The organism is Serratia bockelmannii (assembly GCF_008011855.1).
Taxonomy (GTDB): Bacteria; Pseudomonadota; Gammaproteobacteria; order Enterobacterales; family Enterobacteriaceae; genus Serratia; species Serratia bockelmannii.
The window spans coordinates 476,856-491,502 of sequence record NZ_VOUX01000003.1; the positions used below are offsets into that span (position 1 = coordinate 476,856).

The window sequence follows — 14,647 nt, forward strand, 5'->3', positions numbered from 1 at the left end:
TAACGTGACCAAGGTTACGCTTTCAGGGATAACTCTCATGAATATGAGGTGCTTTACTATAATTCCGGGACAGAGTGACCGCAGTGGCATTGCCTGGTTGTTGAAAGAACAATCTTCAATTCCCCCTGAATAAGGACTCCGATCATGCAGCATGTCAGAAAATTCGTCATTTCCTGCCTGTTTGCGTCGATAATGTTCCCCGGCATGGCCTTCGCGGAAGATCCCCCCGTGACACCGTTGGCTACCGGGATCGTCAGCAGCGGCGTAGCCGAAGCGCAAGTGACCGAGGCCGTGCGCCACGGTGAAATCCTGACCATCAAAGTGCGTTTCAAAGGGTTGAAAGACAACCTTAATGGGCAAGGCTTGTATAGCAGTCTGGATAAAAGCAGCCTTGAGAAATCCTTCTATATTCTGGTGGGTAATAAAAAATACCTGCTGCTTACCGATAGCAATAATGTCCCACTGGCCTCTCCCAGCGTGTCATTCAGCTCAAGTTCAGGCATTCCCTATGTCGCCACCTGGTTTGGCAGCTTCCCTGCGCCTCCACCTGATGTGAAAGAGGTGTACCTGACGATCGCCAACGTCGAGCCGCTCGGGCCGATAGCCATTACGGATCGTTGAGCGATGAACGGCCTCAGGAAAGCCGCCTGTGTGGGTGGGATGTTAGCCTTTGGGTTGGTGTCATTGGGTTCATGGGCTGACAGCGGAGAGCCGGCATCCGTGGGGAAACCGGTGATACTCGATCTTAAGGCCACCCGGCTGGATTTGGTTGGTTTGCCTTCGGGGCTGAATGCCGGCGTCCTTGATCTGCAGAGTAAGGCAGCGGATTTGGCTAAACAATCCGCCGACATTTCCGTCAGAGACAGCAAAAATGCCGTAACGTTATCGATGCGCAGCGATGTGCTGTTCGCTTTCGACAGCGATGCGATTGCTGCTAAAGCGGAGCCTGCGCTGCAACAGGTGGCGCAATTTATCGCGGCCGAACCGGTAGGGAACGTGGTGATCGAGGGGCACACCGATGCGGTGGGCAGCGATAAATATAATCAGGATCTGTCGCTGCGACGCGCACGTGCGGTGGCTGTTTGGCTGATCGCACATGGGGTAGAAAAATCTCGTCTGAGTGAACGGGGAAAAGGGGAGGCTGAACCGGTGGCTTCCAACGACACGCCGACGGGCCGGGCCAAGAATCGGCGGGTTGACTTCGTGTTGCCGAAAACCGCTGCCGCCGGTTAACCCCGCGTCGGTGGACGTTTCTTTTGCCAGAGCCGCTTTTAAACGGGCTCTCCTGCTGACTGCTTGTAGGGCGTGGAGCCGGTGACGTTAATGATTGATGAACATAATCGCGTCGCCAAAAGCCTGTATCCCACTTTCGGCTTTCGCTTTAGCGACCCCGACAAAATGCGGGGTCAGAACGTCTCGAAATACAGCTCGCGCAACAGCCAGGATATTTCGTTATTGGTGCGGTTCAGGACGTCTATTCTGTGAACTCCTATCGCTTCTGCGCGCAGATCGAGCAGCAAGTTGCGAATCTGCCGGAATAACGGGGTTTGCGGGTTGGGTTTGGCCAACTGCTGTCCACACAGTTTGATACCGGCGTCGCAGCCGGTGGCGATGTCCGTCAGGCAGCACGGGCAGGTGGTTTTTTGGCGCGCCATATTGCGGCATTGTTGCCCGATTACCTGATTAAAATGGCGTAATTGCAGGCAGACTTCCCGCGAGTTCAACGGGTTGGAATGGGTTGTCATCGGTTTCAGCTCCCTTGTCTGCGCCTATATTGGCACTTACCGATGAAGATAACCACGGACAAGCCGAGGGGGTATCGCCTTGTTTTGTCTGGAAGCAACGAAAGCGATGAGGCCCGCGATGGCGGGCCGGTAGAGTCAGGCGCGTTTAAACAGATTCGCCGCCTGGAACAGCGCAAAGGAACTGACCAGCATCTCGATGCCGACGATCGCCGTCACCAGCGTGACCGACGCCGCCGGGCCTGAACCGATCAGCATCCAGGCGATGATCAAATCGAGCACGCCGATAACGAACTGCAGCCAGTTGCCCGGCAATCCGCGGCGCATATAGCCAGCCGCCAGGCGGGCGATGCCGCCGAGCGCGAACAGCACGGCGAGGTACACTGCCAGCGCCAGAATGCCCGCCAGCGGGCTGGTGATGAACACATAGCCGATAATCAGGTAGGCCACGCCCAGCAGAATGCCGCCGATCATCGGCCAAGTATTCTGCGCTCGGTTGGCGATCATGGCGATAATCAGCCCGGCGCCGCTCAACAGCAGCAGGACGCCGACCACGATGCTCAGCGCCGCGCCGGAGGCGAAAGGATTAACCAGGCACACTATACCGCCCGCCAGCAGCAGGAAGGCGATGATCAGCAGGGTGGTGCGTTGCTTTTTGAGCAGTTCTTCGCTCAGGAGGGGCAGATTATTGCGATCAAGGTTTAGCATGTTACAGCTCCATTCTCTTTGTTGCGATCCTCGGGGGCACTCTATTTTTCCGAACGCTCTATTATAGTAGTCACTTTTTAATCACTGCGGTAAATCCGGCGTGGCGTTTATGCTTGGTAGCGGCGTGTTATTCGGCCAGTTCATCAACGATGAAATCAATCAGCGCCCTTACCGAAGGGGGGAGTCCTTGTCTGGAAGGGTAAAACGCGACAATCTTGTGTTGTTCCAATGTCCAGTCGTCGAGCAGCGTTTTCAGGCTGCCGTCGAGCAGTTCCTGGCGGGCTAATTTCAGCGGCAGGCAGCCAACACCGACGCCTTTTACGATCGATTCCTTGATCAGGCGAATGTCATCGCACACCATGCGCGACTCGTTGTTTATTTTGACTTCGCGATCGGCTTGTTGAAACGTCCAGGCGGCCTGAAGATGGGTCGATAACCACCCGACCGTTGGCAAACTGGAGAGATCTTCGGGCGTATTGATACTTTGGTACTGAATAGTTGCAGAGGGGGCGACCATAAATGCGGTGGGCACAGCGCAAATTCGACGCATCACCAAGTTGCTGTTTTTGGGTTCATCGGCGATGAGTTTTAATGAGAGGTCATACCCTTCAGAAATAATATCCACGTTGCGATTAAATATTTTCACATGCAAATTGACCTTGGGGTATTGCAGCATGAATTTCGCCAGGACTTCCGTTAGGCCAAGATCCAGGAGAATGTTTGAGCAGGTTAGTTTTATTTTTCCAGTGGGTTTTTCGCTTTTGTTAATAATGAGGCATTCCGCTTTCTCTGCGGTGCTAATCATCTGCAGGCAGTACTGATAATATTCTTTTCCTATATCGGTGACCATGAGGTTTCGCGTTGAACGCTGAATAAGTCTGACATTGAGCCTTTTTTCCAAATTGGATATTCGTCTTGATAGCGTCGATTTGGGTATACCAAACTTCTTACTGGCGGAAAGAAATCCACCGCATTCAACTACTCTGGCAAACATAACCATCTCATTGAAATCTACCATATAAAGTTGACCTTCCCAGTGGTGAGATACTCATTCCCAATAATCGTTCTATTTACCCGGCTGGTTCATTGCTAGCCTGATGTCGGAGCGTTTGAAAGCATGCTACATGCTTGGAATGCATGGGGCGATCGGAATTTGATGGTTTTGATGATAAAGGAGAAGGGAATGACTTTTAAATATAACCGATTAGATAAGGCACAGGCCGCCGTGTTATTAGTCGATCATCAGACGGGGCTACTGTCCCTGGTTAGAGATCAGGATCCGGATAAATTCAAAAATAATGTTTTGGCGCTGGCCGATCTGGCTAAATACTTCAATTTACCGACGATACTGACCACGAGTTTTGAAAACGGACCGAACGGCCCTTTGGTGCCAGAGCTAAAGCAAACGTTCCCTGACGCCCCCTATATTGCTCGTCCCGGCAATATCAATGCCTGGGATAATGAAGATTTCGTCAAGGCGGTAAAGGCCACGGGCAAGAAACAACTGATCATCGCCGGCGTGGTGACCGAGGTTTGCGTGGCGTTTCCTGCGCTCTCTGCGTTGGAAGAGGGGTATGAGGTTTTCGTCATCACCGACGCATCCGGCACGTTCAATGCGATTACGCGCGATGCGGCTTGGGATCGCATGTCCCAGGCCGGCGCGCAGCTGATGAGTTGGTTTGGCGCGGCGTGCGAATTGCACCGCGATTGGCGAAATGATATCGAAGGGTTGGGGAACCTGTTCTCTCAACATATCCCTGACTATCGCAATCTGATGACCAGCTTCAGTTTTCTGACCTCAGGTAAACAGTAACCCCGGCATCGCTGCATGATTTGGCGCCTTATGGCGCCATTTTTCCTCCCGCCGATCGTGCCGCAGCGGCCTCCGTGCCAGTTGTTTTCCGATAGTTGCCTCTTTCCCGCTTTTTGACTGACCCGGCGCAAATGTTACACTGTGCGGCTGACGCGTATCAGAACCGAAAAGACGATTGGGGACAGGATTTGAGCACAGGAAGCAAGCTGGCGAGGTGGCGCCGCATCGCGGTGTGTCTGACATTGGGGCTGTTGTTGGCTGGGTGTTCGGGTAAAAATACCTACAACCGTGACTACGACAAACTGCCGAAGGGCAGCTACACCGGCAAGTCTTACACCGTCAAACGGGGCGATACGCTGTACTACATCGCCTGGATCACCGACAGCGAAGTCAGCGATCTGGCCAGAATCAACAAGATACGCCCGCCTTATAGCCTGGAAGTGGGGCAAAAGCTGCGGCTGAGCGGCGGCGCGCCGACCAAAACCGCCGCCACGCGCCGTAAAACGTCTTCCTCCGCGATCGCCAAGCAAACGCCGCCGCCGGGCGCCGCACGTTGCTGGCGCTGGCCGACCAGCGGCCGGATCGTGCAGGCGTACTCCAATGCCGATGGCGGCAACAAGGGCATCGACATCGCCGGTAAGCGCGGCCAGCCGATCTATGCTTCCGCCAAGGGCAAAGTGGTGTACGTCGGCAACCAACTGCGCGGCTACGGCAACCTGATCATGATTAAGCACGGTGAAGACTTTATTACCGCCTACGCGCACAACGACACCACGCTGGTGCGCAACGGCCAGGATGTGAAAGCGGGGCAGAAGATTGGCACCATGGGCAGCACCGGCACCGATTCGGTGTTCCTGCATTTCCAGATCCGCTACCGCGCCACCGCGCTCGATCCACAGCGCTATCTGCCGCCGCAGGGATCGTCGCCGTCCTGTTAACATTAATCCGGCTCCTTACGGGGCCGGATGTCAGCTATTTCAGTGGCAGATAAAGATCGGTCACCAGTTCATATTCCGCCACCTCGTGCACGAAGTTGTGGTAGTGGAAATAGAGCGGAAAGTCACGCAGCTCCTCGCCGCTGGCCGGCAACCACTCGCGGTACAGATAGTGGGCACTTTCCGAGAGCCCATCCAGCGAGCCGTGATGGCGCAGCACCGCGCAGCGTCCGGCCGGCAGCGTGCCGTTCACCACGCCAGAGGCGTTGTCCTCCGGGATCGGTGCAGTGACCTCGCCGCAAATGAAGAAGTGGAAGTCTTGCGCGTCGGTGGTGGCCGGATCGTGCGGTGCGATGCCGTAAGTGCGGCTGCTTCTGACCGGCGACAGGCCGCTGGTTTTGCGCCACTCGATAAAGCGTGCGGCGGTTTCGTTGACCAGCGCGGGCGGGCCGCTATGTTCGATCATCGCCACTGGCGTGGCCGGGAAATCGACAATGTCTACCTTCATGGGTTGTTTCCTTTTGTGTTTCGGCTCGGGAAAGCGCTGCTGCCAATCGATCCAGGCCGGCTGTTTGCGAAACTGGCTCGGCGTTTGGCTGAACGCCTGTTTGAAGGCGCGGCTGAAGGACTCCGGGTTTTGAAAACCGGCGTCCAGCGCGATGTCAATCACCGGCTCCAGCGGGTTATACGCCAGGCGGTAAGAGGCGCGTTTAAGCCTCATCCACTGGATATAACGCCACACCGAGATGCCGCAATACGCGCTAAACTGGCGTTGAAAGTGAAAGCGCGAAAAATGGGCCACTTCGCTCAGCGTGTCGACGGTAAGCGCTTCGTCCAGGTGGCGGTCGATATAGTCAAAGACCTGCGCAAAGCGCTTTGCATACGTCTGGGTCATGTGATTGTCTCCTCCATGCCTGAACTTTGCCCGAGTCGCTGCTGCTTCTCCTGACGGATGATGCTGAGTTGCCACCGCAGGAAAACGGAATGGCTGAGGCGTTCGCCGCCGGCCAGGCCAAACTCATAACCCCCGCGCGGCCATGCGCCGCGAGCCCGACCGAGAAGATGAATATTACATGATGGACCGTTCCCGTTTGCTGAAATTCCTACTGCCCTACCTGTGGCCGAAAGACAACCCGCGGCTGCGGGGGTATCTGGTGGTGGCCTTCGTGTTTATGGTGGCGGCCAAGGTCAGCACCACGCTGGTGCCGCTGGCCTACAAAGCGATGGTCGATGCGCTGAGCGGCGAGACGGCGAAAATGCTGGCGGTGCCGCTGGGGCTGATTATCGCCTACGGCGTGGCGCGGGTGGGCGGCGCGCTGTTTGAGGAGCTGCGCAACGTGATGTTTATCCACGTCAGCCAGAACGCCACGCGCCTGCTGGGCGTGCGGGTGTTCCGCCAGCTGCATGCGTTGAGCCTGCGCTTCCATCTGGAGCGCCAGACCGGCGGGCTGTCGCTATCCATCGAGCGCGGCACCCAGGCGGTGTCCACGGTGCTGTCGCGGCTGTTGTTCTCCATCGTGCCGATCCTGTTCGAGCTGGCGCTGGTCACAGCGATCATGTGGCATATGCTGAACGGCTGGTTCGCGCTGGCGATCCTGACGACGGTCGGCTGCTACATTCTGTTTACCGTGCTGGCGGTGAGCTGGCGCACCCGTTTTCGCCGCGAGCTCAACAAGGCCAACGCCGACGCCAACAGCAAATCCATCGACAGCCTGCTGAACTATGAGACCGTGAAGTACTTCGGCAATGAAGAGTTCGAGGCCGAGCGTTTCGACCTGTCGCGGCGGCTGTACGAATACGCCGCCATCAAGAACCAATTCAGTTTTACCGCGATCAACCTGGGGCAAACCGCCATTATTTCGATCGGGCTGATCGTGATGATGGCCATGGCGGCGCAGGGCATTACGCAGGGGACGATGACGGTCGGCGACTTCGTGTTGGTTAACGCCTACCTGCTGCAGCTGTATCAGCCGCTGAACTTCTTCGGCTTTATTTATTCCGAGGTGCGCCAGGCGCTGATCGACATGGAGAATATGTTCGATCTGCTGCAGGAAAAGCGTGAAATCGTCGATAGCCCGGATGCGCAGCCGCTGCGCCTCGAGCGCGGCGAAGTGCGGTTCGACGCGGTCAGCTTCGGTTACGACACGCGCCGGCCGATCCTCAAGCTAGTGAGTTTTACCATTCCGGCGGGCCACACGGTGGCGGTGGTCGGCGCTTCCGGCGCGGGCAAGTCCACGCTGTCGCGCCTGCTGTTCCGCTTCTACGACGTGCAGGGCGGTGCCATTACCCTTGACGGCCAGGACATTCGCCAACTGACCCAGGCCAGCCTGCGGCAGGCGATCGGCATCGTGCCGCAGGATACGGTGTTGTTCAACGATACGCTGCGCTACAACATCGGCTATGGCAAAACCGGCTCCAGCGATGAAGAAATCGAGCGGGCGGCGCGGCTGGCGCATATCCATGATTTTATCGTCGGTCTGCCTGACGGTTATGACACCCGGGTGGGTGAGCGCGGGCTGAAGCTGTCGGGCGGTGAAAAGCAGCGGGTAGCGATCGCGCGCACCATCCTGAAAAATCCGGCCATCCTGGTGTTCGACGAGGCAACCAGCGCGCTGGATACCCAGACCGAGCGCGAAATCCAGGGGCACCTGCGTGAGGTGAGCCGCAACCACACCACGCTGGTGATCGCCCACCGGCTCTCCACCGTGGTGGACGCCGATGAGATCATCGTGCTGGAGGCGGGGGAGATCGTCGAGCGCGGGGGGCATGAGGCGCTGCTGGCGGCGAACGGTCGCTACGCCGCCATGTGGCAAACCCAGTACAGCGAAGATCAGGAACCGCACTGACGCTGCCGTTCACTCCGTCATGGCGCAGCCTTGAGCCGTTGTATCACGTAGTCGCAGGCGATGCGGTAATCCTGCTGCAGGTCGGTGTCATCCCCGGCCAGGCTGCCGCGCAGCCAGAGCCCATCGATCATCGCCGCCAGCCCTCGCGCTGCGTCGCGCGCCTGTTGCAGCGGCAGCTCGCGGCGGAACTGGCTGCAAATATTGGAATAGAGCCGCCGATCGTTGGCGCGCTGCAGGCGGCGCAGCCCCGGCTGATGCATGCTGGCGGCCCAGAAGTCGAGCCAGGCGCGCATGGAAATGGCGTTGGTTTGGCTGGGGTGGAAGTTGCCCTGAATGATGGCGCACAGCTGCGATTGGCTGTCGCTTGCCGCCTGAGCGCGGCACTCGGCCACCGCGTCGCGCAGATCGCGCAGGATCTTGCGCATGGTCGCGCTCAATAATCCTTCTTTATCGCCAAAATAGTGGCTGACGATGCCGGTCGACAGCCCGGCTTCTTTCGCCACCTGAGAGAGGGTGACGCCGGCCAGCCCCACAACGTTGATGGTCTCGAAGGCGGCGTTAATCAGCTGCTCCTTGCGCTGCTCAGGAATGTCTCTGCGGTACATATTTTCCCCAACTGATAGGCAAATCACACTTTGAATTTGATTGATTGAACGATCAATCAATACTCTATATGCTGCGAAAATGTCAAATAAATGACGGTAATATGTTAACCAAAAGTTACGTTTAAATCGTCTGTCTTTCGCATCATGGAAGCCTGCCAATGACAATGAAAACTCCCCCATCGCTTGACGAAGAACCTGTCAGATTAAATGTCCCGGTATTTTTCGGCTCAGCGGCGGTGATCCTGCTGCTGGGATCGCTGGTCGTGCTGTTTCCCGCCGCCAGCAAACAGTGGCTGAATGTTGCGCAAAGCTGGGTGGCCGACGTGTTCGGCTGGTATTACATGCTATTGATGGTCGCCTGCATGGCGTTCGTGTTCTGGCTGGCGCTGTCGCGCTTCGGCCATATTCGCCTGAGCCAGGATGACGAACCGCCGCAGTTCAGCTATCCCTCGTGGGTGGCGATGCTGTTCTCGTCGGGCATCGGTATTGCGCTGGTGTATTACGGTGCCTATGAGCCGCTGGATCACTTCCTGTCGCCACCGGAAGGCAGCGGTGGCAGCGTGCAGGCGGCGCGACAGGCGATGGCGCTCACCTTTTTGCACTGGGGGCTGCACGGTTGGGCGCTGTACGCGCTGATCGCCACCGCGCTTGCCTATTTCGCCTATTGTCGCGGTTTGCCGCTGGCGCTGCGTTCGGCGCTGTACCCGATCTTCGGCGAGCGCATCCACGGCGGCGTCGGCCATCTGGTGGACAGCTTCGGCATTCTGGTGACGGTTATCTCGATGGTGACCAACCTGGGGATCGGCGCGCTGCTGGTGAACTCGGGGCTGTTTTACCTGTTCGACATCCCGCAAAGCACCGGCGTACTGCTGGCGCTGATCGTGGTGATGATGGTGGTGGCCACGCTGGCGGCGGTCACCGGCGTCGAGAAGGGCATTGCCATGCTGTCTAACATCAACGTCGGCTTCCTGTGCCTGCTGCTGCTGTTCGTGTTCCTGGCCGGCCCGACGCTGAACCTGCTCAACGGCATGTTGCAGAACCTCGGGGATTATCTGACCTCGCTCGTCAGCCGCAGCTTCGATATGTATCTGTACGGCAAGGCGCGCCAATGGCAGGGCGCCTGGACGCTGTTCTATTGGGCCTGGTGGGTGGCGTGGGCGCCGTTCGTCGGGCTGTTTATCGCCCGCATTTCCAAAGGCCGCACCATCCGTGAGCTGATCTTCGGCGTGTTGCTGATCCCGCTCGGGTTTACGCTGGCGTGGCTGTCGATCTTCGGCAATACCGCCATCAGCCTGGTGCTGGAAGGCGGGCAGGCGATCCTGGGGCAGGTGGCGCAAAGCGATCCGCCGATGGCGGTGTTCAAGCTGTTCGAATACCTGCCCTATACCCAGCTGACCGCCGGTTTCGTGGTGGTGATAAGCTTCGTGCTGTTCCTGACGCCGGTTGACTCCGGCACGCTGATGATAGCTAACCTCTCTTGCCAGGGCGGGTCCGCCCACGATGACGCGCCGGCCTGGCTGCGGGTGTTCTGGGCGGCGGTCACCACGCTGGTGTGCGCCGGGTTGCTGTACGCCGGCAGTTTCAGCGCGATGCAGACCGCGGTGGTGCTGTGCGGCCTGCCGTTCTCGGCGGTGATCGTGCTGTACATGATCAGCCTGCGCAAGGATCTGCGCGGTTACGCCATGACGCCGGCGATCCCCTGAGGCGGTTTATTCGTCCGTGCGCGGCCGGTGATGCACGTATTCGACAATCGTGCCGTCCGGCAGGCGCGCATTGAAACAGGCGCCGGTGGGCACCTCCACCGGACCGAAGAAGATCTCGGCTCCGGCGGCCTGCAGCCGCTGGTGGTAGGGATAAATGTCATCGACCAGCAGCGTGCCGACGGTGCTGCGAAAAGGGCGCAGGTTTTCTTCCGCGCCTTCCAGGATCAGAAACGGTCCTACCGCTGCCAGCACCAACCGATGCTCGGGAAAGTCGAAACGCATATCCGCTTCCACGCCGTGCAGTTGCTCGTAAAACGCGATGGCGCGGTCAATCTCGCCTTCGTCGACGTAGACCCGGATCAGCACGCGCGGCTCGCGCAGCGATGAAGAGTCGGCGGTTTTGCGCCAAAAGCCCGCTTCTGTCAGTTTTGCCGTCATTGCTCATTCCTCATGGTGGCTCGTTTCCCCGTCATCATGCCGCCGTTTGGCCGTAGGGATTAGACTGAGTTGTTATGAACTAGCAGCGGCGGAAATAAAAAAGCCCCGGTAACGGGGCAAAGACCAGCTCAGGTCGGAATAGCGGGCTAAAGCGGGCGTCAGGCGCGATGGAATTCCGGTAACACCAGTTGGCCGATCTCCTGCATCGTCTCTTCCAGCGGCCGCTGGTTGCGGCGGAAATGCAGGCCGATGTGGTTGACCCCGGCGTCACGCATGGCGCTCAGTTCCTGAATCAACCCATTGCGGCCGCTCTTGATGCCGAAGCGATGGCGCTGAATCGGCGCGTCGGCGTTATCTGTGAGGTCGAGATGAATAAAGCTGACGTAGGGTTTGTCACCGGCCACGTTACGCCAGAGTTTGACCCGCGAAACGTGGTCCGCAGGCGTGCCGGGATACGACAGCCAGCCATCCATATTTTTTCCCACCCACTCAGGCGTTTGTTGCGCCAGCCCGGCGACCAGCAGCGGCGGCGGCGGCGTGGCCGGCAGCAGGCGCAATCCAGGCTGGAGCGCGCTGTCGGCTTCCCCTTTGAGAATGCCGACGCTGGTGCGAAAGCGTTCACCGCGCGCGGCGTAATCGGCGCCGAACAGCGGGTATTCCACAGGGCGATCGCCGCTGGCGACGCCGAGCAGCAGACGATCGCCGCTCAGCGTTTGCAGCGTGGAAGCCGCTTTGCGTACCAGCCACGGCTGGCGCAGCGGCAGCACCACGGCCGCGGTGCCCAGCAGAATATTGCGCGTCAGGCTGGACAGGTAGCCGAGGTAGGTAAAGGTCTCAAACACCTGCGCGGCGTCGCCGAAGTCCGGATCGTACAGCGGCACGTCGCGAACCCAGGCGGCGCGAAAGCCGAGCTCATCGGCCAGCTTGATGCGCGCAGCGTGTTCGCTCATGTCCGGCACGCCGAACGGTCGCCCATCCTGCTGGCGTTTCAGCTGCCCGCTGGTGGACCAATCGTTGTCCAGCGGCAACTCGATGCCGATGGAAAGCGGCTCCCGGGTTAGTTTTTCGATGCTCATGTGTCACTCCGTCTCTGGCCTTGCGGCGCGGTGTCGAACGATGGCACGAAGTGTTGCATGGCGCTTAATTGAGATAAACAGCCCTAATCGCAATAGATAATTGCTGTTGCGAGCATAATTACTTTGCAGGATACGGCATGATTGCCGTGATTTACGTCACGCTCTGCGCTTTTGTTATTGTCCAGATGAAATGATGTAACCCTGCCAATAGCCTTTCCCTCGTAAGAGTTATTTTGTTGCGCGGTCATGAAATAAAACGAAATAATTCAATAGATAAAAACGAATCCGAATGCTGCCTATCGTTAACTGAAAGGGGGTGACAAATTAATAAACCTGAAGAGTTAATGGTGAGATTATTCACAGATGGCGTGAAAATAGGCGTTTTTAACCGCGGGAAAATACTCGTTATTATTTTATTGTCTGTAAAAACAAAGTGATAAAATATCTGATTGTGATAATTCTATTTTAAAATAGTACCGGATAAAAACTTCATTCGTCTCTAAGAAAGCGCCGGTTGACAGACCGCCGGCTTGCGATAATTTTATGTCATTAATATGTTAATGAGTTGTTGTCGTGACGGAGGGCCAATGTTTCTCTTGGCCGAGTGCTTAATACACTTATGCCATGGCGGGTCGCCATTCATAAGTTAACTTATGGACAAATGACGCTATGAATACATCGCCAGGGCCTCGCCGCGCATTAAGTGAAGAGAACCGGTTGCTGATTATTTTGTTTTTCGTCTTCGGCTGCGTGTTCGTCGATCGTCTGACCATCTCGTTTCTGTTTCCGATGATTGCCGCCGACCTCAAGCTCAGCAACGTGCATCTCGGCACGCTGTCGGCGGTGCTGGCATTGACTTGGGCGCTGTCTGGCGCGGGGCTGGGGGCGATAGCCGATCGCTTTAATATCCGCAAACCGATGCTGATCCTGTCGATCCTGGTGTTTTCGCTGTTCTCCGCGCTGTCGGGGTTGGTCAGCGGGTTTGCCATGCTATTGATCTTCCGGGCGCTGATGGGGATCGCCGAAGGGCCGGTTTTGCCGATCGCGCAATCGTTGATGGTGGAAAAATCGCAGCCGCAGCGCCGCGGTTTCAACATGGGATTGATCCAGGGCGCGGCGCCGGGGCTGCTGGGCGGCATTATCGCGCCGCCGCTGATCATCTATCTGGCGCAGAAGTGGGGCTGGAGCATGGCGTTTCACCTGACCGCCGTGCCGGGCATCATTCTGGCGTGGTTGATCTATCGCCATGTGAACGGCAAAAAGGATCCCGCCTTTATCGCCGCGCCGGCGACCGGTAAGGCGGCGGGCAAAGCCGCTTACGGCGAGCTGTTCAAAATCAAGAACGTGGCGCTGTGCATTCTGATTTCCTGCGTGTTCGTCACCTGGTTCATGATCATCATTACCTTCACCCCTAACTTTTTGGTGACCGACCGTGGCTTCGGTGAAGGCACGATGGGCGGCATCATGAGCGCCATCGGCGCCGCCTGGGTCTTCTGGGGCGTGGCGGTACCGGCGATCTCCGATCGCCTTGGGCGCAAACCGACGCTGATTTTCTTTTCGCTGCTGGCGGTGTGCTGCCCGCTGTTCCTGAGCTACGTCGACAACCCGTGGCTGCTGGGCGTGCTGGTGTTCCTGTCTTATACCGGCCTCGGCTGCTTCACGCTGTTTATGGCCACCATCCCGTCTGAAACGGTATCGCCAGCCCGTATTGCCACCGCATTAGGGCTGGTGATGGGGATCGGCGAGGTGATTGGCGGCTGCCTGGCGCCGTTTATCGCCGGGCTGATCGCCGATCGCTATGGCCTGGTCAGCGTGATGTGGCTGGCGGCTGCCGGCGCGGTCTGCGCCGGCGTACTGAGCTGTTTTCTCGATGAAACTGCACCCGCGGTGGTGAGCCGCAGAACGGTGAAACCGGCGAGCGTCGCCGACGTGTAAGACGGTTTTATCCCATTCAATCAAGGAGAGCGAAGATGTCAGCAGAACAATCCGTACTGAATCAAAATGCCGAACCGGACTGGAAGAATTACGACGATTTCGCACGCGGCATCGACACCAACCGGCTGCCGGGCACCCAGGACTGGCGCGGCAAAACGTTGCAGATCGCCTTTGAAGACGGCGGGGACTTCACGCTGCGTTTCAGCGCCGATCGGCAACGGGTGCTCTGGGCCTGGGGCGGGGAGAGCGGCGAGGACGCTTACGAAGAGGTGCAAACCTCCGCCGCACGCTATTTCTTCAATATTCCGCTGCAGTCGCCGGGCAACGAATGCCTGACGCTGGTGCTCAACCGCGACAGCGGCCGGGCGCTGCTGGTGCGCAGCACGCTACTGCCTGAACATGCGGTAGAAAAGGGGTCTCGCCTCAAGCAAAGCTTCCACGTTGGGCTGATTGCAGGCGTCACGCCGGGCGGCATCGCACCGCATTTGACCCGCGAGCTGATCGGCTATCGCACGCTGAACGTCTACAGCCCCAACCATTACTACGAGCACTTCTACGTCAACACCGAGCGCTACGCCTGGCAAAACCTGCGCGGCGAACAGTTCGGCCACGGCGACATGGACTACGCCACTTACTACAAGTTTGAGGATGAGATGTTCCTGTTCACCTTCCGGGAAAAGATTATCCCGGTGTGCTCGGTGTTCTTCCTCGACTTTATCTCCGGACGCTGCACCGGCACCTTCCTCGGGCTGGACGCCGCCGGCCGGGTGCTGGTGTCACCGGCCGGGGCATTCATCAGCAAGATGAGCTACAACGCGTACCCGGAGGGCGTGCAGCCGCTGTGAA

The 14,647-nt window shown here is 58.0% G+C and carries 15 protein-coding genes; 8 read left to right on the forward strand and 7 right to left on the reverse strand.

What is annotated here, in order from left to right:
• Positions 1-144 precede the first annotated feature (144 nt).
• Both FOT55_RS06780 and FOT55_RS06785 read left to right on the forward strand, forming a co-directional pair.
• Complete coding sequence (locus tag FOT55_RS06780; RefSeq protein ID WP_004931717.1) at positions 145-621, forward strand: hypothetical protein; 477 nt, start codon at positions 145-147, stop codon at positions 619-621.
• 3 nt (positions 622-624) lie between these two features.
• The gene (locus FOT55_RS06785; RefSeq protein ID WP_043142565.1) at positions 625-1,233 is read left to right on the forward strand and encodes an OmpA family protein; all 609 of its coding nucleotides are present in this window, start codon (positions 625-627) and stop codon (positions 1,231-1,233) included.
• A 173-nt stretch (positions 1,234-1,406) separates the two neighbouring features.
• Here the strand turns inward: FOT55_RS06785 and FOT55_RS06790 are convergent, their stop codons facing one another.
• The 3 genes from FOT55_RS06790 to FOT55_RS06800 all read right to left on the reverse strand — a co-directional run bounded on the left by FOT55_RS06790 (position 1,407) and on the right by FOT55_RS06800 (position 3,444).
• On the reverse strand, positions 1,407-1,745 hold the full coding sequence (locus FOT55_RS06790; protein WP_025304105.1) for a hypothetical protein: 339 nt from the start codon (positions 1,743-1,745) through the stop codon (positions 1,407-1,409).
• 135 nt (positions 1,746-1,880) lie between these two features.
• Entirely contained in the window at positions 1,881-2,450 is a 570-nt protein-coding gene (locus FOT55_RS06795) for an HdeD family acid-resistance protein (protein WP_043142563.1), read from the reverse strand.
• A gap of 127 nt (positions 2,451-2,577) precedes the next feature.
• Positions 2,578-3,444: a LysR substrate-binding domain-containing protein gene (locus FOT55_RS06800; protein ID WP_158523427.1), complete on the reverse strand. Its 867-nt coding sequence runs from the start codon at positions 3,442-3,444 to the stop codon at positions 2,578-2,580.
• A gap of 189 nt (positions 3,445-3,633) precedes the next feature.
• Here FOT55_RS06800 and ycaC point away from each other — a divergent pair, with 189 nt between their 5' ends.
• Positions 3,634-4,263: an isochorismate family cysteine hydrolase YcaC gene (ycaC, locus tag FOT55_RS06805; RefSeq protein ID WP_147823267.1), complete on the forward strand. Its 630-nt coding sequence runs from the start codon at positions 3,634-3,636 to the stop codon at positions 4,261-4,263.
• 188 nt (positions 4,264-4,451) lie between these two features.
• The gene (gene actS / locus FOT55_RS06810) at positions 4,452-5,201 is read left to right on the forward strand and encodes an amidase activator ActS (RefSeq protein WP_049206129.1); all 750 of its coding nucleotides are present in this window, start codon (positions 4,452-4,454) and stop codon (positions 5,199-5,201) included.
• A gap of 34 nt (positions 5,202-5,235) precedes the next feature.
• On the opposite strand, the gene FOT55_RS06815 is transcribed toward actS, so the two are convergent.
• Complete coding sequence (locus FOT55_RS06815) at positions 5,236-6,093, reverse strand: AraC family transcriptional regulator (RefSeq protein WP_043142553.1); 858 nt, start codon at positions 6,091-6,093, stop codon at positions 5,236-5,238.
• 181 nt (positions 6,094-6,274) lie between these two features.
• Between FOT55_RS06815 and FOT55_RS06820 the strand changes: the two genes are divergently transcribed.
• Entirely contained in the window at positions 6,275-8,044 is a 1,770-nt protein-coding gene (locus FOT55_RS06820) for an ABCB family ABC transporter ATP-binding protein/permease (protein WP_147823308.1), read from the forward strand.
• A 17-nt stretch (positions 8,045-8,061) separates the two neighbouring features.
• Here FOT55_RS06820 and betI read toward each other — a convergent pair whose 3' ends face one another.
• Positions 8,062-8,649, reverse strand: a complete 588-nt coding sequence (gene betI / locus FOT55_RS06825; protein ID WP_147823268.1) for a transcriptional regulator BetI — start codon at positions 8,647-8,649, stop codon at positions 8,062-8,064.
• Between the two features lie 158 nt (positions 8,650-8,807).
• Between betI and FOT55_RS06830 the strand changes: the two genes are divergently transcribed.
• Positions 8,808-10,352, forward strand: a complete 1,545-nt coding sequence (locus FOT55_RS06830) for a BCCT family transporter (RefSeq protein ID WP_147823269.1) — start codon at positions 8,808-8,810, stop codon at positions 10,350-10,352.
• Positions 10,353-10,358: 6 nt separating this feature from the next.
• On the opposite strand, the gene FOT55_RS06835 is transcribed toward FOT55_RS06830, so the two are convergent.
• The gene (locus FOT55_RS06835) at positions 10,359-10,790 is read right to left on the reverse strand and encodes a VOC family protein (RefSeq protein WP_147823270.1); all 432 of its coding nucleotides are present in this window, start codon (positions 10,788-10,790) and stop codon (positions 10,359-10,361) included.
• 158 nt (positions 10,791-10,948) lie between these two features.
• Complete coding sequence (locus tag FOT55_RS06840) at positions 10,949-11,866, reverse strand: TIGR03571 family LLM class oxidoreductase (RefSeq protein WP_025304096.1); 918 nt, start codon at positions 11,864-11,866, stop codon at positions 10,949-10,951.
• A 669-nt stretch (positions 11,867-12,535) separates the two neighbouring features.
• On the opposite strand from FOT55_RS06840, the gene FOT55_RS06845 reads away from it, so the two are divergent.
• Together FOT55_RS06845 and FOT55_RS06850 are read left to right on the forward strand one after the other, a co-directional pair.
• Positions 12,536-13,801 carry an MFS transporter gene (locus FOT55_RS06845; RefSeq protein ID WP_049206126.1) on the forward strand — a complete coding sequence of 422 codons (1,266 nt, stop codon included), beginning with the start codon at positions 12,536-12,538 and terminating at the stop codon, positions 13,799-13,801.
• 35 nt (positions 13,802-13,836) lie between these two features.
• Positions 13,837-14,646: a MoaF C-terminal domain-containing protein gene (locus FOT55_RS06850; protein ID WP_147823271.1), complete on the forward strand. Its 810-nt coding sequence runs from the start codon at positions 13,837-13,839 to the stop codon at positions 14,644-14,646.
• Position 14,647 lies beyond the last annotated feature (1 nt).